We start from the raw sequence: 20,745 nt of genomic DNA, 5'->3' as shown, positions 1-20,745 counted from the left end.
CAGCCTATCTTTAAGTTGGTAAAGAAGATTTACGTTAATTTTTTGCGTTAATGGGTAAATAATAAGAAAACCCAGCATGAGGAGGCAGGCCGTTATGTTCATTGTATATGCAAGCTTGATTCTTATAGCAGCATCCCTGATTTTTCTCGGCATCTATGCGTTTAAAACGTACAAGGATGCCAAACCCGCAATTAATAAGCTGACAGCAATAAGCACAGTCATGCAGCTAAAAGCAGATCAAGTAAAAAATGGAGTTGACGAACTGACAGCAACCCAGAAAGAAATCCAGAGGGATATCAATTTTAAGAAACAAACATTTAATAATACAGTGGATGCTGTTAAAGAAACACCGAAAAAAATAAAAAAGTGGTGGAACATTAAAATACCTTTTATCCATCATATAAAATAAAACGAGGGCTGAGCCCTCGTTTTATTTTGTCTTATTTAATTGAAAGTGTACGGTACGCTTCTCCATCGGATTGTCCTTTGGGATCTTTTTTATCATCTTTCTTCCCGGTGCCTGGTTTGAATGTATTATTTCTGTGATAGAGAGCACTTATTTCTCCGCCAATAACAAGTGCAAGGCCGGTTAAAAAGAACCAAAGCATTAATACAATAACTCCGCCAAGACTGCCATATGTGGCTGAATAATTTCCAAAATTGCTTACGTAAAAGGATAAGCCGAAAGATATGATTTGCCACATAACCGTTGCGGCTATTGCACCCGGCAATACCTGTTTGAAAGGAAAATGTTTATTCGGTGCGACTTTATAAAGAATAGCCAGGACTGCAACCATGATTACAAAAGCAACGGCCCATCTCAATACATTGATCAAAATTTGCATCCCATCAGATATATTTATAAAATTCCCAATAAAATTCAGGATCACTTTCCCAAATACGGGAAGAACCATGGCAACAATGAATGCTGCAAGCAGTCCAAGTGTTAAGCCTATGGAAACCAGTCTTGATTTTATAAATGATCTCGATTCCTTTACATCAAACGCATCATTCATGGCCCTTATGAAAGCCTGCATTCCATTAGAAGCCGACCATAATGTACCGATAATACCAAAAGTCAGCAGACCGCCGTTTGGCTTCGTAATGATATCTACCACATTATCCTCGATTACACTAAACGAATCAGACGGCATTACACTCTGCAGATAGGTTAATGCTTTTTGAGGATCCAGTGATAGATATGGAACTATGGAGATAAGCAGAATTAATAAAGGAAAAATGGAGAGCATATAATAATAGGCTTGTTCGGCTGCAAGCCCGGTTGCCCGATCCTTCTTAAACTCCTTCCCGAGCTTCTTGCCAAATTGAATAACCTTATGCATGTAACTGCCCCTCCCTTATACAGCTAATAGCTTGTATGTGTTTATTTCCCCGAAGAGCTTTGAACTAATCGTATTTTCATAAAATATTCAATCAGACTGGTAAAAAAGAGATCACTAACTGCTCCTTAAAAGAGTACAGAGCTGAGCGTATTATTGTAATCCCGGAATCCCTCATCTAATATAAGAAATGGTATAATTAGATATAATGATTATCAGACTTGCCGATTAATTAGTTTGAGCTAAAATGGCACAAGCCATCATATTATATTATTAGCTTATACAGATACTCGGGTATCATATAAAAATGGGGGTCATTTATGAACGTATCACTCGAAACGGCTGTTGAAGCAAATGTACATAAAGGATTGACTAAAGGAAAGCTTGCAAAAAGAATTTTCTTCATCATAGTTGGAGCCATACTTATGGGCGTGGGGATCGAAGAGTTCCTTGTGCCAAATAAAATTCTGGATGGCGGAATAGTAGGCATCTCCATTATCCTCTCTCACCTGTCCGGCTGGAAACTGGGCTGGTTTATTTTCATCCTTAACATCCCATTTTTTTACATAGGATACAAACAGATAGGGAAAACCTTTGCGTTGTCTACGCTGCTCGGGATTGCCATATTATCAGCAACCACCCTTCTTTTGCACGATGTTCCTGTTTTTACTGAGGATTTACTGTTAGCAACGGTATTTGGCGGCATTGTTCTAGGTGTTGGGGTCGGCATGGTGATCAGGTATGGAGGATCCTTAGATGGAACAGAGATTCTGGCCATTCTGGTAAATAAAAAACTTCCGTTCTCTGTCGGCGAAATTATTATGTTTTTCAATATCTTCATTTTTGCTACGGCAGGCTTTGTTTTCGGCTGGAACAGGGCAATGTATTCCATCCTCGCTTATTTCATTGCTTTCAAAACAATTGATGTGGTGATCAGCGGGCTGGATGAATCAAAATCAGCCTGGATCATCAGTGACCAGCATAAGGTAATCGGCGAAGCGATCCTGGCACGGCTTGGAAGAGGGGTTACCTACTTAAATGGGGAAGGTGCTTACACAGGGGATGATAAAAAAGTAATCTTTTGTGTCATCACCAGACTGGAAGAGGCAAAATTAAAAGCCATCGTTGAAGAAATAGATCCCAATGCTTTTTTAGCAGTTGCTGATATTGCGGAAGTCAGGGGCGGAAGATTTAAAAAGAAAGCCATTCATTAAGCTAGTTTATAAAAAACATGAATGTGCCAGTTAAATCAATATAACAAATAAATATACTAGTAACAAAACAAATATTAAAAAGATAACAGCTGTTATTAAATATATTAGAGATCGAGATGATGAGTAGGTTTGCAGGTTAATTCTTTTTCTGACCTGAAAATAATTCAGGGTAGAGTAAACCAGGATTGTCAGGCCGGTAACCAGAGAAAATAAACTTAATGAAATGGCAATGCTGTCTGCAAACTTATTTACTCTCTGCACATTATTAAAATGCAGCGTGGAAGCAAGTACGCCTATTCCAATTACAGCGATCGATGTTCTTACCCATGCCAGGAAGGTTCTTTCATTTGCCAGATGCTGCTGTATGTATTTCGAATCTTTCGTTTCTTCCATCAGAAACAGCTCTCCCTTATCTGAAGCATACTTTTATTTTTACCGCTTAACCACAGGTTAAACATTAAAGGGAACAGCATCAGCTGCCCCCTCCCCAGAATTATAATATATCCATCCAGATCTTAATGGATGTAGCCAGAATTAGTACAGCCAAAATAACCTGGAGAATTTTTGTATTTACTTTCTTTCCTGAAGCAGCTCCTAATGGAGAAGCAATTAAGCTGGCAATAATCATAATGGCTGCAGGAACATAGTCTACCTGTCCGGTTGCCAATTTACCAGCTGTAGATCCGATCGATGAAATAAAAGTAATTGCCAGTGATGTCGCAATCGTCATCCTTGTAGGAATCTTCAATACAACCAGCATAATAGGAACCAGTAAAAAGGCACCTGCTGCACCGACGATACCAGCCCCGATGCCGACAATAAAAGCAAAGAAAGCTGCAAGCCATTTATTGAACTTTACTTGATCCAAAGGGATATCATCCAAGCCTTTTTTCGGCACAAACATCATAATTGCTGCAATTAAAGCTAAAACACCATAAACAAGGTTAATGCCGCCTTCAGTCATAAACCTTGAACCATAGCTTCCGATTAAACTTCCGACTAATATGGCTGAACCCATATAAATAATTAGTGTTTTATTCAGATATCCGCCTTTCCTGTAGGCCCAGACACCTCCGATTGTTGCAAAAAACACCTGTACAGCACTGATTCCGGATACTTCATGAGCAGAAAAAGCAGCTAATCCAAATAACGGCGGAATGTATAATAGCATTGGGTACTTAATGATAGATCCGCCAATTCCCACCATTCCGGAAATATAAGACCCGATAAAACCAATTAAAAATATGACGATCAAAAAAGTAAAATCCATGTGGCCATTCCCTCCTTTTTAAGCAATAAAAGGGAGTCGAAACCCCCTTTTATCTTTACAATAGATTAGCCTTTTTTTATCCAGAACTTTAACACTCCATTGTCATCCTCATGTTTTAAAAGCTCATGTCCAGTTGACTCTGTCCAGGCAGCCAAATCTTTAACAGCGCCTTTATCTGTTGTATGAACTTCAAGCACTTGCCCTGATTCGATTTCACCTATTGCTTTCTTCGTTTTTACGATTGGCATTGGACAAGCTAAGCCTTTTGCATCCAGTATTTTTGCTGCGTTCATATTTCATTCCTCCAATTTTATTATTAGTTTTTTGATAAATCCTTACTAAAAGATTATCTTACAGCACAGCGATTTGGACCGATTTCCATCTCACGCTGTTTTTCTTCATCCGGGCTGATTTTTCCCATATTTGTTTCGCGGATTTCCTGATAAGCATTAGGCTGAGGAGGAAGATTTTCAGAAACTAATTTTCTGAACTCACCTTCGTCTTCGATATTTAATCCGTGATTTTCAGCAAATAATGTGCCAAGCTTTTCTGATACGCTGCCATCCTCATTCAATTCTTCAATAATCATGAAGTGTGCAGGCATAACAACTAATTCGTCTGATAGGTCTTTATAGCGCTTATAAAGTGTTTCTCTTAAATCTCCAGCCCAATCCCCGGCTTTACCGGCAAGGTCCGGACGTCCGATAGAATCGATGAATAGGATATCACCTGAAAGAAGGTATTGATCGTCCACTACAAAAGATGTGGAGCCAATGGTATGGCCTGGTGAGTAAATAGCTTGAATGCTGATTTTAGTAGAACCAATCATGACTTCGTTTCCATCTTCAAGACGGCTGTATTCAAATGTTACTTCTTCAGCATCCTTAGGAGGAAGCCAGTAGGAAGCACCCGTTTTTTCAGCAATTTTTCGTCCGCCAGAAATATGATCTGCATGAAGATGCGTATCAAAGACATGCTTGATCTCTGCATTCTTTTCAGCAGCAAAATCAGTAAATACGTCTGTCATTCTTGTGGCATCGACGATTGCAGCTTCACCGTTTGAAATCACCATGTAGGAAAGGCAGCCTTTTCCGATGCGGACAAATTGATACATTTCTCCGCCATCCTTTAAATCGCCCACTTTAACTGGCTCAAGATGCTCACTCCATGATTTCATCCCGCCTGCGAGGTAGGAAGCATCGCGTCCTGCTTCCTCAAGCATTTCTGCAACCATGACAGAAGAACCTTCTTTTGCACACACTACTAAAAGCTCTTTATCAGCCGGAATTTTATCCAGAATGGATTCAACACCATCAAGAAGGTCAAAGTAAGGAACATTCAAGTATTCAAAGTTTTTGCCTTCAATCTTCCAATCATTAAAGTCGGTTTCATTACGCACATCAAGTATAAATAGTTCTTCATTATGAATAACCTTTTTTGTTACTTCACTAGCAGTCATTGCTTTCATCTTTTTACATACCCCCTAATGTATAATTCAGTTTAAAAAAATTTAGTTAAGCTTCGTTTCTGTCGGTCCATTCCATTCGGACATTCCCGGAACTACATTAATAACATTTGAGAAGCCCTTTTCAGCTAATACCTGGGATGCCATATCACTTCGGCTCCCTGTACGGCATACTACAAAAATCTTTTTATCCTGGTTCAGCTCGCTAATTCTTTCCTCCAATTCTCCGAAGGGAATCGAAATAGCATTTGGAATATGGCCGAATGCATATTCAGCAGGTTCCCTGACATCGAGAACAACAATATCATCATTAGAATCCATCTCTTTTAAAAGATCATCGTTAGAGGCAACAGGCTCAAAAGTTGCAGCTTCACGCTCTTCATTTTCACCTGCTTTTCGTATATAATGCTTAAGCACTCCACCTTCTTCCATTGTGCCAAGATATTGGTGTCCAGAGCTTTTTGCCCAGGCCTGAATATCTGCTTTTGAACCCTTATCTGTTGCAAGTACCTCAAGCACTTCCCCCGGATTCAGATTATTGATTGCTTTTTTCGTTCTTACAATCGGCATTGGGCAGGCAAGCCCCTTTGCATCCACTGAAAAGTTCGTTTTTAAAGTTTCCATTCAAAATTCCTCCTTATAGCTTTAGATAAATAAGTTGACATTACCGTCTTCTGCATCTGCAAGATAAGCAGCTACACCGGCAAATTCCACACCATCAATGATTTCTTCCTGTTTAAATCCAAGAAGGTCGACAGTCATTTGACAGGCTACCAGCTTTACATCCTGTTCCTTTGCTAATTCAATCAAATCTTTAACTGGCATTGTGTTGTGCTTTTTCATAATATCTTTGATCATCTTAGGACCCATTCCAGCCATATTCATTTTAGATAAACCCATTTTTTCCGGACCTCTTGGCATCATTTTGCCAAACATTTTTTCCATAAAAGTTTTTTTGACTTGAATTGGCTCATCTTTCCTCAGAGCATTTAGTCCCCAGAATGTGTGAAAGATGGTTACTTCATGATCGTAAGCAGCTGCACCGTTTGCAATGATATAAGCCGCCATCACCTTGTCATAATCTCCGCTGAATAGAACGATTGTTGTTTTTTTCTTTTCCAATCTTTTATCCTCCCTTTACCCTATTGGGTATTTTTTTAATCAAAAAAATTTATTTATTTGTTATAAGCTTTTAAAACGATTCAAAATACCTTACAGGGTATATACTAGAGTATATTTGACTTTCTGTCAACACCTGTTATTGGCCATTTGCAGATCAGTAATCTAATGGTCCTTCCCAGTTCATCATACCGCCAAGCATGTTAATGACACTAAACCCCTGTCCTTCAAGAAATTGTGCAGCTAATCCACTGCGGTTCCCTGATCGGCAAACCATAACATATTCCTGATTCTTATCCAGCTCATGCATACGGAATTCAATTAATCCAAGCGGAATATGAATAGCTGAAGCTATCTTTCCTTCTTTTACCTCATCTGCTTCCCGCACATCAATGATATTTAATTTTTTTCCTGTAGCAAGCTGCTGCTCTACTTCATTAACAGTCATTGTTTTCATTTAATATTCTCCCCTTTATCTCCAGGCGCTTACTCCGCCTTTGATGTTTGTAATGTTCTTATATCCGGCTTTTTTTAGAATTTTACTTGCTTTGCTGCTTCTCATTCCACTTTGACAAATAACAACTACTTCCTTATCTCTTGATAACTGTCCCATTTTCTGTTGAAGCTGATGAAGAGGCATGTTCTTAAATCCCGGAATATGGAAGCTCTTAAATTCAGCTGATGTTCTTACATCAATGTATTGCTTTGTTTTGTCCTTCATTTCATTCTTCAGCTGAGCAGTTGTCATCTGTTTTACGCCCTTTACCGGAATCAGCTTCTGAGCGAGAAAAATAATAAGCAGGGCGATAATGATTCCATTTGCAATAGTCATTTGCTTACCTCCAAATTTATGTGATTATGCTTTCGTTTTATACCTCATGGGGTATATTATAACTAAATAAAAAAAGGAAGTCAACTGACCATCATCGGCTTTTAACAAGTAAGTTGACAGCCTCTTCAATCATGATGGAACTCTCAATTCCCTTTTCAGCGTTTTCAACAATACATTGTTCAAGATTGGAACTGACAATAACTGCAATTGCTTTATCAATTGCTGATCTTGAAGCTGTTAGCTGGGTAATGACAGATTTGCAATCTTTTTCATCCTCCATCATTTTTAAAATCCCTCTAAGCTGACCTTCCGCCCTTTTGATTCGATTTTTAGTTTTTGCATCGTACAACACACGCTTCACCCCATTTTAGTTTTATTTTACACAGTGACAATCAGGCATTGAAAAACCAACTATCTTAAACCCCTTTTTTCTCAGCATCCTTACTCCCACATTTTTCTCTAATGAGCTGGAGGCAACTAAATGGATCTGGTTATAAGGTATATCGTTTATATGCCGATTTATATATGGAATGGGCAAATTGATCGCTCCGGGTATTTCACAATGACAGGAATCATTATAGTCCCTGACATCCAGCAGGGCTATTCCTTCCTGGGGCAGGCATTGATCTAAATGATAACAAGGTATGTTTCTAATAGGATAATACCTTTTAAATAAAGGGAAACTGACTAGCAGCAAGGTTGTAATAATCAGCAGCATATTTCTCTCCTCTGCGTAAATAATTCAATTACAATTCATATTTTATACCCTATTGGGTATATAGTCAACGCTTTTTTTACAAATAGAAAAACACCCGCGTGGGTGTTTTTCATTAGCAGCAGTCGCTGTCATTGCCTAACAGAACCAGTCTTTCATTTTCCTGATCATGGTCAAGAATCATACTTTCTGTATGCGGTTTGATTTCCGGGTCGATTGCCACCTGGATCTCATTTATTGTTTCGATTATATCATCTGCTTCCGGCTCATCCAGAGCCAGTCCAATTTGAGGGCCACCTCAGCCAAAGCCTGCAAAATAAACTCTAATGCCGCCCGTATTTTTCTCTTGAAGAACCTGTTTCAATAAGTCTCGAGCTGAATCTGTAATTTTCAAGATCATCATCCTTTCCTCAGTTTATCAATGGCTAAAAAGAAAATATTAATATCGGGGAGTCATCTAGTTGCCTTTTTAATACCCCCGCCTGTACACGTTAATATTACTTCAATACTCCTTGGAAAGGGAAGTATTTAGTTTTATTCTGCCCATTTTTTAAAAACCTGAAAAAAAAGACGAACCACAACATACTTTGGTTCGTCCGTCATTTTTATAAATATTTTCTGTGGATGCTCTTCCCATCGTAAGTGAAAAGCATATTCTTGCCTTCAACAATGGTTTCCATATGGACGCCTCTGCCCCAAAGCTGATGTACATATGGAAGTACTTTTTCAAGATATTTAAGATCAAGCTCCACTCCTTCAAACCAGTGCTTTAAGTATAGTTCACCATTCTTCATATAATCGCCGTCAGTAACCGTCAAATATGGGAATCCTCCATTTACACGCATGCTGACAAGCTGATCGCGCACATGCTCCCACTGTTTATCCACTACTTTATAATCCTTGCCCTGTTTTTGGAACAGATACATATCTTCTCTCATGACAAGGTCTTTTGTTAAATAATTTCTTAAAAATGATATATCTGACTCGATTTCACGAACCTCGAACATTTTTTCCCGGCCTGAATTTGGCACTGCCCCGCGCCTTTTCATTTCCTCAGTCGGATTGTTATATCGTTCTTCAATATCTTCAAAAATCTTCAGACCCAGATAATATGGATTGATTCCGGTCTTGGACGGCTGCACAACCCCTGCATTCAACTTTGCAAATTCCAGCGCTTCAGCAGATGTCAAATCCATTTCCCTTAAGATGCGCTGATGCCAATACGATGCCCAGCCTTCATTCATAATTTTAGTTTCCAGCTGCGGCCAAAAATAGAGCATTTCTTCCCGCATCATCGTTAATATATCCCGCTGCCAGTCGGTTAGCTCCCTGCTGTAGCTCTCTATAAACAGCAATAAATCTTTTTCCGGTTTCGGAGGGAATTTCTTATTTTTCTTCTTTGGTTCATGCTTCTTGTTTCTTTCATCCAAACCCCATAAATCATCATAAGGGCTGGCCGTTGCCGTATCACCGCTGCTTTCATACTCATCATCCGAACTCCAGGCTAGCTTCGGCCTCATAAGAGAAGGATCAATATGCTCCTCAATTGCCAGCACGGCATCAAGGAAGGTTTCCACTTCCTTCTTCCCAAACTCAATTTCATAATGCCTTATTCTTTCAGCAGTGGCAGCCATGCTCTCTACCATGTCCCTCTTTGTGTTTTGAAAACGCACATTATTTTTAAAGAAATCACAATGTGCTAAAACATGCGCCACAATTAATTTGTTTTGGATAAGGGTATTTGAATCCAGCAGAAACGCATAGCAAGGATCCGAGTTAATTACGAGCTCATAAATTTTTGATAATCCCAAATCATAATGCAGCTTCATTTTATGAAACTGTTTTCCAAAGCTCCAATGCGAAAACCTGGTCGGCATGCCATAAGCGCCAAATGTATAAATGATTTCGGCTGGGCAAATTTCATACCTCATAGGGTAATAGTCCAAACCAAACCCATTTGCAATTTCAGTAATTTCCTGAATGGCATATTCCAATGATTTATTATCTTCCTCCCGCATTGCCACTCCCCCTTTTAGTCCTTACCATAATCTATGAACCAACAAGAGGATTGATGAGTAGTCTCTTCATAAGCTTGGAACAAATTACATCAAAAAGCGGAGCATTTCGCCCCGCTTTTATTTGTGCTATTGCGCTTTTCTCTCCACAGTGATGCTAACCGCTTTATTATCTTTAAGGTTATGTGTGACCATCACCAGTACGTTTACTGGATTCCCGTTTTCTTTTACGGTAAAAGTAAAGGTATCTGTTACATCTGTTTCAGTAACTTTCTTTCTTCCTCCATACTGATAATCCACCACTTCTTCCCCAGGGTAGTCTTCTTTTACAACTGCGACGGCAATTCTTCCATATTTTTCATAATCCGGTTTTTGTACAGCTCCTGCCAATGAACCTCCCCCGGCTATTAAACAAATCAGCATAAAGATGGATAAATACTTTTTCATTATTCCCTCCAAAGCATATGTCGTTACTTATATTTTTGACCCAGGCTTTGATTTTATGTAACTGAATTTCCTTTAAATGAATTTAGCCAATATATACAGGTAAATGATGAAAACCCATGAATATCAACAAGTCCAAGATTTACTTTGAAATAATATGCCGCATCATCATAAACTATAATCAACTCCTGGAAGAGGAGGAGAGGACAAATGAATAAAGTGGATTACGACCGTGCGTTATATTATACACACCGGTCTGAATGGGATAACCTGCTGATCCTGATGGTCAGGACGGAAGATCAGTTTCTTTCAAAGAAAATTGAACATTTCCTGCATGCCTACAATTTCGAAAATGATTATTCTGTCATTGAGAAACATTTATACTCACTGCTTAGATATATTGACCATGCCAATGAATTATCGGAAAAACAGCTGCCAAACACTGTATTTTATGAACTAACCTGACAAAAGAATTCCACCAATAATAAAACACGGATTTTTTAGTCCGTGTTTTTGTTTTTTTATTGTTTTAATTCCTGCTTAATTTGACCATATGCCCTCATATATATATGAAGTTCATTTATTAAGCCCTCTACCAGTTTGGCTGGTTCCTCAAAAAAGCCATCATTTTCATAATCAAAACAATGCGGGTCAAGGACAAGCTGTTTAGGTATAACATTGGCATACACGCCTCTGCCGGCAATTCTTAAATTATTCAGCGCATTGATACCGCCTTTTCCGCCGCCTGCCACAACCAGCAGACCGACTGGCTTATGGGCAAATTGCTCACTCCCCAGGAAATCCAGCGCATTTTTTAATGCTCCGCTCATGGCACTGTGATACTCAGGGGATGCCAGAATAACTCCATCAGAGTCAGCAATCTGCTGGCGCAAATTTTTAACAGCAGGCAGCCCATATTGTTCTTCTGTTCCATTGTATAAAGGAATTTCTCCAAGGCTTAAGTCGATCAGTTCAGCATTATATTTTCTTGCAATATAACGGGAGGCTATTCCCGTGCGTCCCTTCATTCGCGGACTTCCATTAATAATTGTAAGCTTCATTATAAACTCTCCTTTAAGATCCTATATTATTTAGTATATAGAAACATGCGCTTTTACACATCGTCAGGATGGCTGAGTTTTATAAAGCTTGTTTTAGTACTAATTCAGTAAATATTTCCTCAGACTTTTGGATGAGTTTTTATTTTGTCTCGGCAATTCCATGACGCACGGCATAAAGTGCTGCCTGTGTCCTGTCTGCGAGCTCTAACTTGGACAGCAGGTTGGAAACATGGGTTTTAACTGTCTTTTCTGTGATAAAAAGAGATGAAGCTATTTCTTTATTGCTTTTTCCTTTTGCGATCTCTCTCAGAACCTCGAGCTCTCTCTTTGTCAGCTCTTCAAGCGGCTGTCTTTCCGTACTGTTTTTATTCGTTAAATGTGTAAGCAGATGGGAGGTGGCTTTTGGATGAAGCTGGTTCTCTCCTTTCATCAGCTGGATTATTGCCTGAACGAGGATATCCGGCTCAATATCTTTCAGCTGATATCCTGATGCGCCCGCCTCTATGGCGGGTATTACATGATCCTGGTCTGAAAAACTTGTGAGTATCATGATTTTTACAGCAGGATAATTCAGTTTAATTTGCCGTGTGGCTTCAATCCCATTCATTACAGGCATATCCAGGTCCATTAATACAACATCCGGCTGGTGTGTTTGCATCATCTCAACAGCTTCAAGGCCGTTTTTTGCCTCCCCGATAATTTCGATTTCCTGCTGAGTTTTGAGAAAAAATACAAGTCCCCTTCTTACAACATGATGATCATCCGCTATTAAAACCTTGATGGCCATTTATTTCCCTCCCTTTTCCAAAGGAATGATAATTTCAATATTCGTTCCTTTGTTTGGCTCTGTTATTAATTTGAATATACCATTCAGTGCTTCTGTCCTTTTCTTCATGCTTTTGAGACCTAGAGAAGGGATATCATTTTCATGATAATGAAACCCTCTGCCGCAATCGGAAATCATCATGGTAACTGTTCTTTCATCTACAGTCAGTACTACATCAGCTGTTGACTCACCGGAATGTTTCTTGCAGTTTGCCAGAGCTTCCTGGCCAATTCTCCAAAGTGTTTCTTCAACTTTACCCGGAAGACAAATTACACCCTTAACTTTTGAGTTTAGCTTCAGGCCAAGCATTTGACTGTAAGTCTGCATAGCACATATAATTCCATTTTCCAGTCCGCGCGGTTTGAGCTGCCAGATAAGCGCTCTCATCTCGCTTAAGGCTTCCTGTGCGAGATCCTGCATGTAGGAAAAGGTTTCTTTCATTTCCGGGTTATCAGCCATTTCCGCTCCTCCTCTCGCCGTCAAGCTTAGAGAGAACAAAAGCTGGTTTACAGAATCATGCAGGTCCCTTGCCAGCCGGTTTCTTTCCGCAGCAAGTGCCGTCTCTTGTTCGAGCTGTGTGAGCTTGATCCGTTTTATAGCCGTTCCGATTTGGAAAGCAACAGATTCCAGCAAAGCTAATTCTTCAGGTGAAAAATGGGTTTTGGCAGGTGAACCAATATTAAGTACACCAAACTTTTCCTCTCCTGCTCTCAGCGGTACGGAGGCATGATGGGTTAGCCCATTGGTATCTTTTCTTTGCTCGGCAATTGCATCTTCAATTCTTTTGCATTCAATTATATTTGAAGCTTTGTTTAATCTGCCGTCATTATAGCGGTCAATACACCAGCAATCTCCCTTGCACATCGGTCTGCAGTTATCCGCGGAAAGGGCAGGGGGCAGTTTCTCTTCTGCTGCCAGGCGGAACTCCCCATGGCTGTCGATCAAAAATACCCATCCCGTTTCCAGACCCGTGATGTGAAGCAGTTTTTGCAGCACCTCTTTAAGAAGTGAATCTATTTCTGTTCCTTCATTCAGTAGCTCTGCTATTTCTTTTAATATTCCGATTTCTGATTGTCTTTTTTTCCCCAACACCCGGATCCCCCTTGGTCCTTGTCATATATGTACTTATATTATATAACTTATTTCCCCTTACTTCCTTGGCATTTCGGAGGAAGCAGCCTGCGACTAAAGTTGCAGACAGGAAAAGTTCCCTTACTAAAAACACCGAAGAGCATTCCTCTTCGGTGCAACATTCTATGCTATTGGGTAGTTTTGAACAAATGGATGAAGGACGATTTCATCTATCAGCATGTGTTTCGGCGCAGATGCCATGTAAACAACAGCGTTTGCGATATCTTCGACCTTCAGCCAATCTTTTTTCTCTTCGAGTCCCTGCTTGGATTCTGCAAAAAACGTATCAACCATTCCAGGATTTATGGTTCCGACACGGATACCGTATTCTCTGACTTCCTGAGCTAAAGATCCCGAGAAGCCTTGAACTGCGTATTTTGTTGCCGTATAGGCTGATCCATTCGGGATCGTATACCTGGCTACATCTGAAGAAATGGTAATGATTGTACCTGATTTCCGCTCTTTCATATGCGGCAGTACTGCCCTGCTTCCGAGAAAAACTCCCTGCACATTGACTTCAAAGACCTTTTTCCACTCATCCAGTGTCGTTTCATCAACCTGTTTAAAAAAGCCCATACCTGCATTGTTCACAAGAAGGTCAAGCTGCCCGTATGTCTGAAGAGTTTTTTCAACTGCTGCCTTTACTTGTGCTTCATTTGAGATATCCGCCTGAATGGGCATTACATCTGAAAATCCCATTTTATTGAGGTCTTCTGCAGATTGGTGTATTTCCCCTGAGCTGCCAATCAGAGTCAGCTTCATGCCCTGCTGAGCCAGCTTAACAGCGATTTCCTTGCCGATCCCTCTGGATGCACCTGTTACTATTGCCGTTTGTCCCTTTAACATTGAATCTTCCTTTCTGTTAACACTTCTGGGTGTGAGAATTTATTTTGATACTGAAATACCCATTCTTTCTTCGACGATGCCCATAAATGCTTTTTGGACGGATTCCAGTTTTTCCTTGCTGCCGGCTAATGATGAGTCATTGATTCCAAAGTAAAATTTAATTTTCGGTTCTGTACCTGACGGCCTTAGGCAGATCCAGTTCCCTTCTTCGAAGAAATACTTAATAACATTGGACTTTGGCAGGCCGATATTTTCCTCTGTTCCATCTGCTTCCGTTCTGATTCCTGTTAAGTAATCTTCAACAGCCTGAACTTTCATGCCTTCAAGTTCCTTTATCGGATTAGTGCGGAAAGATGCCAGTGTCTGCTGGATTTTTTCAGCTCCTTCAATTCCTTTGAGAGTCATTGAATTTAATCCTTCAAGGAAATAGCCAAACTCATCAAATAAGCTGAGCAATGCCTCATAAAGGGACATGCCTTTCTTTTTATAATAAGCCGCCATTTCTGTTGCAAGCAGGGCTGCCTGGATAGCATCTTTGTCCCTTGCAAAGTCGCCGATTAGATATCCATAGCTTTCCTCATAGCCAAACAGGAAGCAGTATTCACCCGACTCTTCATATTCCTTGATTTTTTCTGCAATGAATTTGAAGCCAGTTAAAACATCAATGGTTTCTACTCCAAAAGACGAGGCAACCCTGCGGCCAAATTCAGATGTAACAATCGTTTTTAGCATGATGCCATTGTCAGGCAGTGTATTCTTTTCTTTCTTCTGAGAAAGTATGTAGTGAAGCAGCAGCGCCCCTGTCTGATTTCCTGTCAAAAGAACATACTCACCTTCTTTGTTCTTCGCAGCGATTCCAAGCCGATCGGCGTCCGGGTCTGTAGCAATTAATAAATCTGCATTGGCTTCTCTTCCATCTCTCATTGCCAGCTCAAATGCATCTTTTTCCTCTGGATTAGGGCTCTTTACTGTTGAGAACTCAGGATCCGGGAGCTCCTGTTCCTTTACCACATGCACATTTACATAGCCAAGCGCTGACAATGCCTCTCTGACAGGCTTATTGGCCGTACCGTGAAGAGGCGTAAATACTACGCTCACATCCGCTTCATTTGCGGCACCGGGATTTTCTGAAATGGTAAGAAGCTGCTTTTGATAGGCCTGATCAACTGTTTTGCCGATCATGGTAATAAGCCCTTTTTCCTTTAACACATCTTCATCCATTACTTCTATCAGCAATTCGTTTTCCAATTCATTTACCTTGCTTATAACAATATCAGCTTCCGCGGGAATCAGCTGAGCCCCATCAGATCCATAGACCTTATAACCATTGTATTCCGGCGGATTATGGCTGGCTGTAATGACTATGCCTGCATACGCATGCAGGTACCTGACTGCGAATGAAAGTTCGGGAGTTGGACGAAGCTCGTCAAAAACATATGTCTGTATGCCCCTGCTGGCAAGTGTTTTAGCCGCTTCCATTGCAAATTCCGGAGACATGTGGCGTGAATCATAAGCAATAGCCACTCCCCTATTTTTTGCTTCCAGTCCTTTTTCCTCTATGTATGCCGCTAATCCTGCAGATGCCTTTCGGACAGTATATATATTCATGCGGTTTGTTCCCGGGCCAATTTCCCCGCGCATGCCGCCTGTTCCGAATTCCAGTCCCTTATAAAATGCTTCTTCAAGGAGCTTTTCATTTCCCTGCAGACGTTTTAGCTGTTCTAATAATTCATTGTCCAGATCCTCATGGTTTATCCATCGTTCTGCTGCTGTTTTCCATTCCATTGTATGACCTCCTAAAAAAGCTTCTGCATATCCTTTTCGAGTTCCAGATGGATATTCCTTTTAAAAATATCCGAGTTATTTTGACAAATTCCACCCTTAGATTATGTATGTCCAATAAAAGCATTTGAGCGCCAGTTGAAAGGCGCTCAAGCTGCAACTATATATTACTTCTTATATTTAATGCTGTAAATATCATGCCTGCGGTCTTTTAGCTGGCGCACCGTGCCATCCTGCCTCTGGCGGCGGAGGATTTCCAGATCAACATCACCGATCAGGACCATTTCAATATTTGGATTTGTTTCCCCTACAATTCCATCCCTGGCAAACTCAAAATCGGATGGTGCAAAAATGGCAGATTGTGCATACTGAATATCCATATTCTCTGTTTGCGGAAGATTGCCGACCGTACCTGAAATAACCGTGTATATTTGATTTTCAACAGCACGCGCCTGAGCACAATAGCGTACCCTTAAATACCCCTGGCGATCTTCGGTACAGAAAGGGGTAAATATAATTTTGGCACCTTTTTCTGTCGCAATTCTCGCAAGCTCAGGGAACTCGATGTCATAGCAGATTTGAATGGCTATTTTCCCGCAGTCCGTATCAAATACCTTTACTTCATCTCCGCGGCTGATTCCCCACCATTTCCGCTCATTTGGCGTAATATGGAGCTTATACTGCTTTTCAATCGTTCCATCCCGGCGGAAAAGATATGCGATATTATAAATCTCATCATCCTCTTCTTTAACAAAGTGAGAGCCGCCAATGATATTGATATTATATCTGACTGCCAAATCCGTAAATAACTCGATGTATTGCTCAGTGTATTCTGTCAGCTTTCTGACCGCAAGGCTTGGTGAACGTTCTTCCAAAAAGGACATCAGCTGGGTAGTAAATAACTCGGGAAAAACGGCAAAATCGGACCCTGAGTCAGAAGCTACATCTGTAAAATATTCCACCTGATGGGCAAATTCATCGAAGGATTTTATCTGCCTCATTAAATATTGAACCACGCATATACGGACCGGGTAGCTCGTTTTATAAAAGCGTTTGCTCATTGGTCTGTAGTCGACATTATTCCATTCCATCAGGGTTGCATATTTATTTGACTGTACATCGTCAGGCAAATAGTTGGGATTAATCCTCATAAGGGTAAATCCATTCAGGAGCTGAAAGGATAAAACCGGGTCATAGATTTTATGAAGCGACACTTCGTTAACATATTCCCGCGGGTTCATTTCATTGGAGTATTTATGATAGTTTGGAATTCGTCCGCCTATGATGATGCTTTTTAAATTTAAAGACCTGACAAGCTCCTTCCTTTCTTCATACAGGCGATGGCCGATTTTCATTCTGCGGTAATCAGGATGAACCATTACTTCTATTCCATACAGGTTATAGCCTTCCGGATTATGGTTCGTTATGTATCCTTTGTCTGTCACATCATCCCAGGAATGACGGTCATCATACTCATCAAAGTTTATTATAAGGCTTGAACAGGATCCGATGATTTCTCCGTCATATTCTGCAACAAACTGGCCTTCCGGGAAAATTTCCAGATGGCTTTCAAGCTGATCCTTCTTCCAGGGAACCATGCCGGGAAAACATAACTCCTGAAGGGCAATGATATGATCTATATCTGAATGCCGGGTATTTCTGATAATCATTTTCTTCTCGAATTTCGTTAAATCAAGCTTTGTCAATGGTGGTGCACTCCTTCGGAAATAATAATTATCATGGGAGCTAAAAGGACCTTAGCCTCTCCAGTGATATACAAATCTTTTCCCTTTTTTGCTGCATTCGTAACTTCTTAAGTAAATTCCCTCTTAATTATCTTGCTTCTTTTCCTTTGTATATATTTCTATAAAGGTGTTAAATGTCTTCTTTTTATTGTAACCGTTAATATCTTTGCCACAAAAGCCCCATTTCTGCTAATTGTCTGCACATGTTGATTTACAAGGGATGTCCAATAGCTTTATAATTTTAGAGTACATATTAATAAGGAGATTATTATGGAGAAAACACAAACAGACCGGCGGGAGAATTTGCTGTTTATTGCCTGGGCAGCTTCGATTCTTGCTATGTTCGGCAGCCTTTATTTTTCGGAAATCAGGCAATATGAACCGTGCGAGCTTTGCTGGTATCAGAGGATTGTCATGTATCCCTTTGCTGTCATACTAGGCTTGGCTGTGGTTAAGAAGGATTATCGCATCAGCTTATATACAATGGTGTTATCTGCTGTTGGAGCCGGCATTTCCATCTACCACTACTCCATCCAGAAGATTTCATTTATGGCTGATCGTGCAGCAGCATGCGGGAGAGTTCCCTGTACAGGGCAGTATATTAATTGGCTGGGATTTGTTACAATTCCTTTTTTAGCATTAACAGCTTTTATTATTATTTTTATTTGCAGTTACCTTATCTGGAAGAAAACGAAGGAGGCAGCAGAATAATGAAAAAGGTCATTATATTTCTTGCCATTATCGTTGCATTATTTGCAGCAGTTGGAATGTTAACTAAAATGCAAAACGAAGAAAAAGTGTCAGAGAAAAATCCATATGGAAAGGATTCACTTCATCCTGAAACAGTCAAACAGCTTGAAGACCCGAATTATCAAAACCTGATCCTTCCCGAGGAATTGGACAAAAAGTTAGATGAAAAAGAAGATGTAACGGTTTATTTTTATAGCCCGACATGCCCTCATTGCCAAAAGACTACCCCTGTGGTGGCTCCGCTTACAGAAGATATGGGTATTGATCTGGTGCAATTCAACCTGCTTGAATTTGAAGACGGCTGGGATAATTACGGAATTAAGGAAACTCCAACAATCGTTCAATACAAAGACGGCAAAGAGGTTAACAGGATTACCGGTTCTCAGGAAAAGGAAGTTTTTGAACAGTGGTTTAATGAGAATTCCAAATAACCAAAAAACGCCTGCAGGCAGCAGGCGTTTTCTCATACAAGCATTTCATTTGCGGCTTTAGCATAAACACTGAATAAATCATTCCGGAGCATTCTCTCTCCGCAAAAATGACTGTAATCAAACGGAAAGGATAAGCCGAATTCTTGAAGTATTTGAACATTCTTGAAGAATATCGCTTCATATTTGCCGCTCATTGGGCGGGATTCAAGAATAGCCATGAGCGTCTGCAGCCCTGCTATAACCTGATATGCCTCCTTTAATGTTCCAAAGTATTCAAAGTGTCTGGTAGAAGTATGTAAAACCCTCTGCTGTTCAAATTCTCTTATATCATCGTCAGTGAAATAAAGAGGAAACACATTTGAATAGAATTTTCGTATTAATTCTTGAATTTTTTGTTCCTGATCAGGAGTTGATGCAAATACAACCTTCACTGATAACCCACCTTTGTAATCCTTGTAATCAGTTCGTAATATATACATAAGAATATCATATTCTAAAAGCTCTTTAGGGTGGTAATTATACCCATGGAGCAGGGATTTGCTGGTATTTATTCCTCCTCCGGAAATAGATGGAACAGGTGTAATGCAAAATAAATAGTTCTAAAGCTCTATAATAACCCCATTTTCAGCAAAATAAAAGGGTATTTTCAATATTACAATAATTTTTAAGATCAACTATTCCTTTTATCAGCTGTCTTTAAAGGCTAAAATATTATTGTCATTAATTTATATGTAATAAAGGTAAGATTATTCAATCAGGATAAGGAGTAATTTATGGTAAAACTGCAAAGGTTTGGTGAATGGTGTGAAATAGAAGTACCTGGCCACTGGGAAGGATATTCAATCGAATATATTGTCCGGTCATTATGGGGAGCACCAAAGAAACAAACACACAATATGAGAATGGAAAAACAGGTGTTATCGAATGATGAACCTGCCAATTGGACAAAACCGGTGCATGCAGGAGATAAATTAAAGTTTCAATTTTTCGAGGATAAAGATCCAGGCGTTATTCCATCTTATTATGAGATTGATGTTCTTTTTGAAGATGACCATATGCTTGTTTTGAATAAACCTGCCGGCATGGACACGCATCCTAACTCACCGGATCAAGCGAATACCCTCGCAAACGCCGCAGCTTTTCATATGCAAATGCAGGGGGAGTATAGAGGCATAAAACATATACATCGCCTGGATCGTGATACAACCGGTGCCATATTATTTGCGAAGCATGCATTAGCGGGGGCTATTCTGGATAAAGAGCTGGAAGAAAGAAGAATTAAGCGCACATATTTGGCTTTAGTCCATGGCAAAATTTTAAAAAACAAAGGAACCATCAGGGAACCAATCGGGCGCGACAGGCATCATCCAACCAGGAGAAGGGTATCCCCAGGCGGTCAGCCTGCTTCAACGAACTATGAATTAATTGAGTACTATCCTAAACAAAATCTTTCACTTATAAAGTGCCGTTTGGATACAGGCAGAACACACCAGATCCGTGTTCATCTAAGCCATATTGGACATCCTCTTGCCGGGGATACTTTATATGGCGGGAAACCTGTTTTTGCACGGCAGGCACTGCACGCAGTAAAGCTTGAGATTCCGCACCCATTCTTAGAAGAGGATATTGTCTGTCATGCGCCTTTCCTGGATGCTCCCGGGATTTTCAAAGGAATTGACCCATATCGTTTCTAACTTAGAGCTGCCTTATCTTAAGGCAGCTTTAGTTTTCTAAGGCTGTTTTCGCAAAGTTTGTTGCT

26 protein-coding genes are annotated in these 20,745 nt (G+C 40.2%); 7 read left to right on the top strand and 19 right to left on the bottom strand.

The window, feature by feature from the left end; genetic code table 11:
- Positions 1–94: 94 nt before the first annotated feature.
- The gene (locus CHI10_RS07805; protein WP_095243734.1) at positions 95–409 is read left to right on the top strand and encodes a DUF948 domain-containing protein; all 315 of its coding nucleotides are present in this window, start codon (positions 95–97) and stop codon (positions 407–409) included.
- 31 nt (positions 410–440) lie between these two features.
- Here CHI10_RS07805 and CHI10_RS07800 read toward each other — a convergent pair whose 3' ends face one another.
- On the bottom strand, positions 441–1,343 hold the full coding sequence (locus CHI10_RS07800) for a YihY/virulence factor BrkB family protein (protein WP_095243732.1): 903 nt from the start codon (positions 1,341–1,343) through the stop codon (positions 441–443).
- Positions 1,344–1,660: 317 nt separating this feature from the next.
- On the opposite strand from CHI10_RS07800, the gene CHI10_RS07795 reads away from it, so the two are divergent.
- Positions 1,661–2,554 (top strand): YitT family protein, encoded by an 894-nt coding sequence (locus CHI10_RS07795; protein WP_095243730.1) that lies wholly within the window; start codon positions 1,661–1,663, stop codon positions 2,552–2,554.
- Positions 2,555–2,584: 30 nt separating this feature from the next.
- Here CHI10_RS07795 and CHI10_RS07790 read toward each other — a convergent pair whose 3' ends face one another.
- The 9 genes from CHI10_RS07790 to CHI10_RS07750 all read right to left on the bottom strand — a co-directional run bounded on the left by CHI10_RS07790 (position 2,585) and on the right by CHI10_RS07750 (position 7,592).
- Positions 2,585–2,947 carry a YidH family protein gene (locus CHI10_RS07790; protein WP_095243729.1) on the bottom strand — a complete coding sequence of 121 codons (363 nt, stop codon included), beginning with the start codon at positions 2,945–2,947 and terminating at the stop codon, positions 2,585–2,587.
- 100 nt (positions 2,948–3,047) lie between these two features.
- The gene (locus CHI10_RS07785) at positions 3,048–3,824 is read right to left on the bottom strand and encodes a sulfite exporter TauE/SafE family protein (protein ID WP_095243727.1); all 777 of its coding nucleotides are present in this window, start codon (positions 3,822–3,824) and stop codon (positions 3,048–3,050) included.
- A gap of 65 nt (positions 3,825–3,889) precedes the next feature.
- On the bottom strand, positions 3,890–4,117 hold the full coding sequence (locus CHI10_RS07780) for a sulfurtransferase TusA family protein (RefSeq protein WP_095243726.1): 228 nt from the start codon (positions 4,115–4,117) through the stop codon (positions 3,890–3,892).
- 53 nt (positions 4,118–4,170) lie between these two features.
- The gene (locus CHI10_RS07775) at positions 4,171–5,292 is read right to left on the bottom strand and encodes an MBL fold metallo-hydrolase (RefSeq protein WP_095243725.1); all 1,122 of its coding nucleotides are present in this window, start codon (positions 5,290–5,292) and stop codon (positions 4,171–4,173) included.
- 42 nt (positions 5,293–5,334) lie between these two features.
- Positions 5,335–5,913 (bottom strand): sulfurtransferase TusA family protein, encoded by a 579-nt coding sequence (locus tag CHI10_RS07770; protein WP_095243723.1) that lies wholly within the window; start codon positions 5,911–5,913, stop codon positions 5,335–5,337.
- Positions 5,914–5,934: 21 nt separating this feature from the next.
- Positions 5,935–6,411 (bottom strand): DsrE/DsrF/DrsH-like family protein, encoded by a 477-nt coding sequence (locus tag CHI10_RS07765; RefSeq protein WP_095243721.1) that lies wholly within the window; start codon positions 6,409–6,411, stop codon positions 5,935–5,937.
- Positions 6,412–6,565: 154 nt separating this feature from the next.
- Complete coding sequence (locus CHI10_RS07760) at positions 6,566–6,865, bottom strand: rhodanese-like domain-containing protein (RefSeq protein WP_095243720.1); 300 nt, start codon at positions 6,863–6,865, stop codon at positions 6,566–6,568.
- Positions 6,866–6,880: 15 nt separating this feature from the next.
- Complete coding sequence (locus CHI10_RS07755) at positions 6,881–7,240, bottom strand: rhodanese-like domain-containing protein (RefSeq protein WP_095243718.1); 360 nt, start codon at positions 7,238–7,240, stop codon at positions 6,881–6,883.
- A 91-nt stretch (positions 7,241–7,331) separates the two neighbouring features.
- Positions 7,332–7,592 carry a metal-sensitive transcriptional regulator gene (locus CHI10_RS07750; RefSeq protein ID WP_048011895.1) on the bottom strand — a complete coding sequence of 87 codons (261 nt, stop codon included), beginning with the start codon at positions 7,590–7,592 and terminating at the stop codon, positions 7,332–7,334.
- Positions 7,593–7,721: 129 nt separating this feature from the next.
- Between CHI10_RS07750 and CHI10_RS22275 the strand changes: the two genes are divergently transcribed.
- On the top strand, positions 7,722–7,871 hold the full coding sequence (locus tag CHI10_RS22275; RefSeq protein WP_179288976.1) for a hypothetical protein: 150 nt from the start codon (positions 7,722–7,724) through the stop codon (positions 7,869–7,871).
- A gap of 689 nt (positions 7,872–8,560) precedes the next feature.
- Here the strand turns inward: CHI10_RS22275 and CHI10_RS07745 are convergent.
- Together CHI10_RS07745 and CHI10_RS07740 are read right to left on the bottom strand one after the other, a co-directional pair.
- On the bottom strand, positions 8,561–9,973 hold the full coding sequence (locus CHI10_RS07745; protein WP_095243717.1) for a SpoVR family protein: 1,413 nt from the start codon (positions 9,971–9,973) through the stop codon (positions 8,561–8,563).
- Positions 9,974–10,099: 126 nt separating this feature from the next.
- Positions 10,100–10,417 (bottom strand): DUF3889 domain-containing protein, encoded by a 318-nt coding sequence (locus CHI10_RS07740; protein WP_095243715.1) that lies wholly within the window; start codon positions 10,415–10,417, stop codon positions 10,100–10,102.
- 207 nt (positions 10,418–10,624) lie between these two features.
- Here CHI10_RS07740 and CHI10_RS07735 point away from each other — a divergent pair, with 207 nt between their 5' ends.
- The gene (locus tag CHI10_RS07735) at positions 10,625–10,879 is read left to right on the top strand and encodes a YhdB family protein (RefSeq protein ID WP_095243713.1); all 255 of its coding nucleotides are present in this window, start codon (positions 10,625–10,627) and stop codon (positions 10,877–10,879) included.
- 56 nt (positions 10,880–10,935) lie between these two features.
- On the opposite strand, the gene CHI10_RS07730 is transcribed toward CHI10_RS07735, so the two are convergent.
- The 6 genes from CHI10_RS07730 to CHI10_RS07705 all read right to left on the bottom strand — a co-directional run bounded on the left by CHI10_RS07730 (position 10,936) and on the right by CHI10_RS07705 (position 17,730).
- Entirely contained in the window at positions 10,936–11,475 is a 540-nt protein-coding gene (locus tag CHI10_RS07730; RefSeq protein WP_095243712.1) for an NADPH-dependent FMN reductase, read from the bottom strand.
- A 139-nt stretch (positions 11,476–11,614) separates the two neighbouring features.
- Positions 11,615–12,262 (bottom strand): response regulator, encoded by a 648-nt coding sequence (locus tag CHI10_RS07725; RefSeq protein ID WP_095243710.1) that lies wholly within the window; start codon positions 12,260–12,262, stop codon positions 11,615–11,617.
- Entirely contained in the window at positions 12,263–13,393 is a 1,131-nt protein-coding gene (locus tag CHI10_RS07720) for a GAF domain-containing sensor histidine kinase (protein ID WP_095243709.1), read from the bottom strand.
- A gap of 162 nt (positions 13,394–13,555) precedes the next feature.
- Positions 13,556–14,278, bottom strand: coding sequence for an SDR family oxidoreductase (locus CHI10_RS07715; RefSeq protein ID WP_095243708.1), 723 nt, complete (start codon positions 14,276–14,278; stop codon positions 13,556–13,558).
- Between the two features lie 39 nt (positions 14,279–14,317).
- The gene (locus tag CHI10_RS07710; RefSeq protein ID WP_095243706.1) at positions 14,318–16,063 is read right to left on the bottom strand and encodes a phospho-sugar mutase; all 1,746 of its coding nucleotides are present in this window, start codon (positions 16,061–16,063) and stop codon (positions 14,318–14,320) included.
- Positions 16,064–16,227: 164 nt separating this feature from the next.
- Positions 16,228–17,730, bottom strand: a complete 1,503-nt coding sequence (locus CHI10_RS07705) for a bifunctional GNAT family N-acetyltransferase/carbon-nitrogen hydrolase family protein (protein ID WP_095243735.1) — start codon at positions 17,728–17,730, stop codon at positions 16,228–16,230.
- A 345-nt stretch (positions 17,731–18,075) separates the two neighbouring features.
- On the opposite strand from CHI10_RS07705, the gene CHI10_RS07700 reads away from it, so the two are divergent.
- Positions 18,076–18,516, top strand: coding sequence for a disulfide oxidoreductase (locus CHI10_RS07700; protein ID WP_095243704.1), 441 nt, complete (start codon positions 18,076–18,078; stop codon positions 18,514–18,516).
- Positions 18,516–18,986, top strand: a complete 471-nt coding sequence (locus CHI10_RS07695; protein ID WP_095243703.1) for a thioredoxin family protein — start codon at positions 18,516–18,518, stop codon at positions 18,984–18,986. The genes CHI10_RS07700 and CHI10_RS07695 overlap by 1 nt, the downstream gene beginning before the upstream one ends.
- Before the next feature lie 32 nt (positions 18,987–19,018).
- Here CHI10_RS07695 and CHI10_RS07690 read toward each other — a convergent pair whose 3' ends face one another.
- A complete protein-coding gene (locus CHI10_RS07690) occupies positions 19,019–19,417 on the bottom strand; it encodes a YhcU family protein (RefSeq protein WP_095243701.1) in 399 nt (132 codons plus the stop codon).
- A 342-nt stretch (positions 19,418–19,759) separates the two neighbouring features.
- Here CHI10_RS07690 and CHI10_RS07685 point away from each other — a divergent pair, with 342 nt between their 5' ends.
- The gene (locus CHI10_RS07685; RefSeq protein ID WP_095243700.1) at positions 19,760–20,680 is read left to right on the top strand and encodes an RluA family pseudouridine synthase; all 921 of its coding nucleotides are present in this window, start codon (positions 19,760–19,762) and stop codon (positions 20,678–20,680) included.
- Positions 20,681–20,745: the final 65 nt, after the last annotated feature.

The organism is Bacillus sp. 7894-2, assembly GCF_002272225.1.
Taxonomy (GTDB): Bacteria; Bacillota; Bacilli; order Bacillales; family Cytobacillaceae; genus Cytobacillus.
The sequence above is the reverse complement of the archived record's forward strand: the minus strand, read 5'-3'. Positions and strand labels throughout refer to the sequence as shown.

What these genes read in the sequence shown, in the direction of transcription:
- CHI10_RS07700 (WP_095243704.1), top strand. Translation starts at nt 18,076, where the DNA reads ATGGAGAAAACACAAACAGACCGGCGGGAGAATTTGCTGTTTATTGCC.
- CHI10_RS07790 (WP_095243729.1), bottom strand. Translation starts at nt 2,947, where the DNA reads ATGGAAGAAACGAAAGATTCGAAATACATACAGCAGCATCTGGCAAAT.
- CHI10_RS07800 (WP_095243732.1), bottom strand. Translation starts at nt 1,343, where the DNA reads ATGCATAAGGTTATTCAATTTGGCAAGAAGCTCGGGAAGGAGTTTAAG.
- CHI10_RS22275 (WP_179288976.1), top strand. Translation starts at nt 7,722, where the DNA reads ATGGATCTGGTTATAAGGTATATCGTTTATATGCCGATTTATATATGG.
- CHI10_RS07770 (WP_095243723.1), bottom strand. Translation starts at nt 5,913, where the DNA reads ATGGAAACTTTAAAAACGAACTTTTCAGTGGATGCAAAGGGGCTTGCC.
- CHI10_RS07685 (WP_095243700.1), top strand. Translation starts at nt 19,760, where the DNA reads ATGGTAAAACTGCAAAGGTTTGGTGAATGGTGTGAAATAGAAGTACCT.
- CHI10_RS07780 (WP_095243726.1), bottom strand. Translation starts at nt 4,117, where the DNA reads ATGAACGCAGCAAAAATACTGGATGCAAAAGGCTTAGCTTGTCCAATG.
- CHI10_RS07715 (WP_095243708.1), bottom strand. Translation starts at nt 14,278, where the DNA reads ATGTTAAAGGGACAAACGGCAATAGTAACAGGTGCATCCAGAGGGATC.
- CHI10_RS07760 (WP_095243720.1), bottom strand. Translation starts at nt 6,865, where the DNA reads ATGAAAACAATGACTGTTAATGAAGTAGAGCAGCAGCTTGCTACAGGA.
- CHI10_RS07745 (WP_095243717.1), bottom strand. Translation starts at nt 9,973, where the DNA reads ATGCGGGAGGAAGATAATAAATCATTGGAATATGCCATTCAGGAAATT.
- CHI10_RS07805 (WP_095243734.1), top strand. Translation starts at nt 95, where the DNA reads ATGTTCATTGTATATGCAAGCTTGATTCTTATAGCAGCATCCCTGATT.
- CHI10_RS07730 (WP_095243712.1), bottom strand. Translation starts at nt 11,475, where the DNA reads ATGAAGCTTACAATTATTAATGGAAGTCCGCGAATGAAGGGACGCACG.
- CHI10_RS07710 (WP_095243706.1), bottom strand. Translation starts at nt 16,063, where the DNA reads ATGGAATGGAAAACAGCAGCAGAACGATGGATAAACCATGAGGATCTG.
- CHI10_RS07695 (WP_095243703.1), top strand. Translation starts at nt 18,516, where the DNA reads ATGAAAAAGGTCATTATATTTCTTGCCATTATCGTTGCATTATTTGCA.
- CHI10_RS07740 (WP_095243715.1), bottom strand. Translation starts at nt 10,417, where the DNA reads ATGAAAAAGTATTTATCCATCTTTATGCTGATTTGTTTAATAGCCGGG.
- CHI10_RS07705 (WP_095243735.1), bottom strand. Translation starts at nt 17,730, where the DNA reads ATGATTATCAGAAATACCCGGCATTCAGATATAGATCATATCATTGCC.
- CHI10_RS07775 (WP_095243725.1), bottom strand. Translation starts at nt 5,292, where the DNA reads ATGAAAGCAATGACTGCTAGTGAAGTAACAAAAAAGGTTATTCATAAT.
- CHI10_RS07735 (WP_095243713.1), top strand. Translation starts at nt 10,625, where the DNA reads ATGAATAAAGTGGATTACGACCGTGCGTTATATTATACACACCGGTCT.
- CHI10_RS07755 (WP_095243718.1), bottom strand. Translation starts at nt 7,240, where the DNA reads ATGACTATTGCAAATGGAATCATTATCGCCCTGCTTATTATTTTTCTC.
- CHI10_RS07785 (WP_095243727.1), bottom strand. Translation starts at nt 3,824, where the DNA reads ATGGATTTTACTTTTTTGATCGTCATATTTTTAATTGGTTTTATCGGG.
- CHI10_RS07795 (WP_095243730.1), top strand. Translation starts at nt 1,661, where the DNA reads ATGAACGTATCACTCGAAACGGCTGTTGAAGCAAATGTACATAAAGGA.
- CHI10_RS07725 (WP_095243710.1), bottom strand. Translation starts at nt 12,262, where the DNA reads ATGGCCATCAAGGTTTTAATAGCGGATGATCATCATGTTGTAAGAAGG.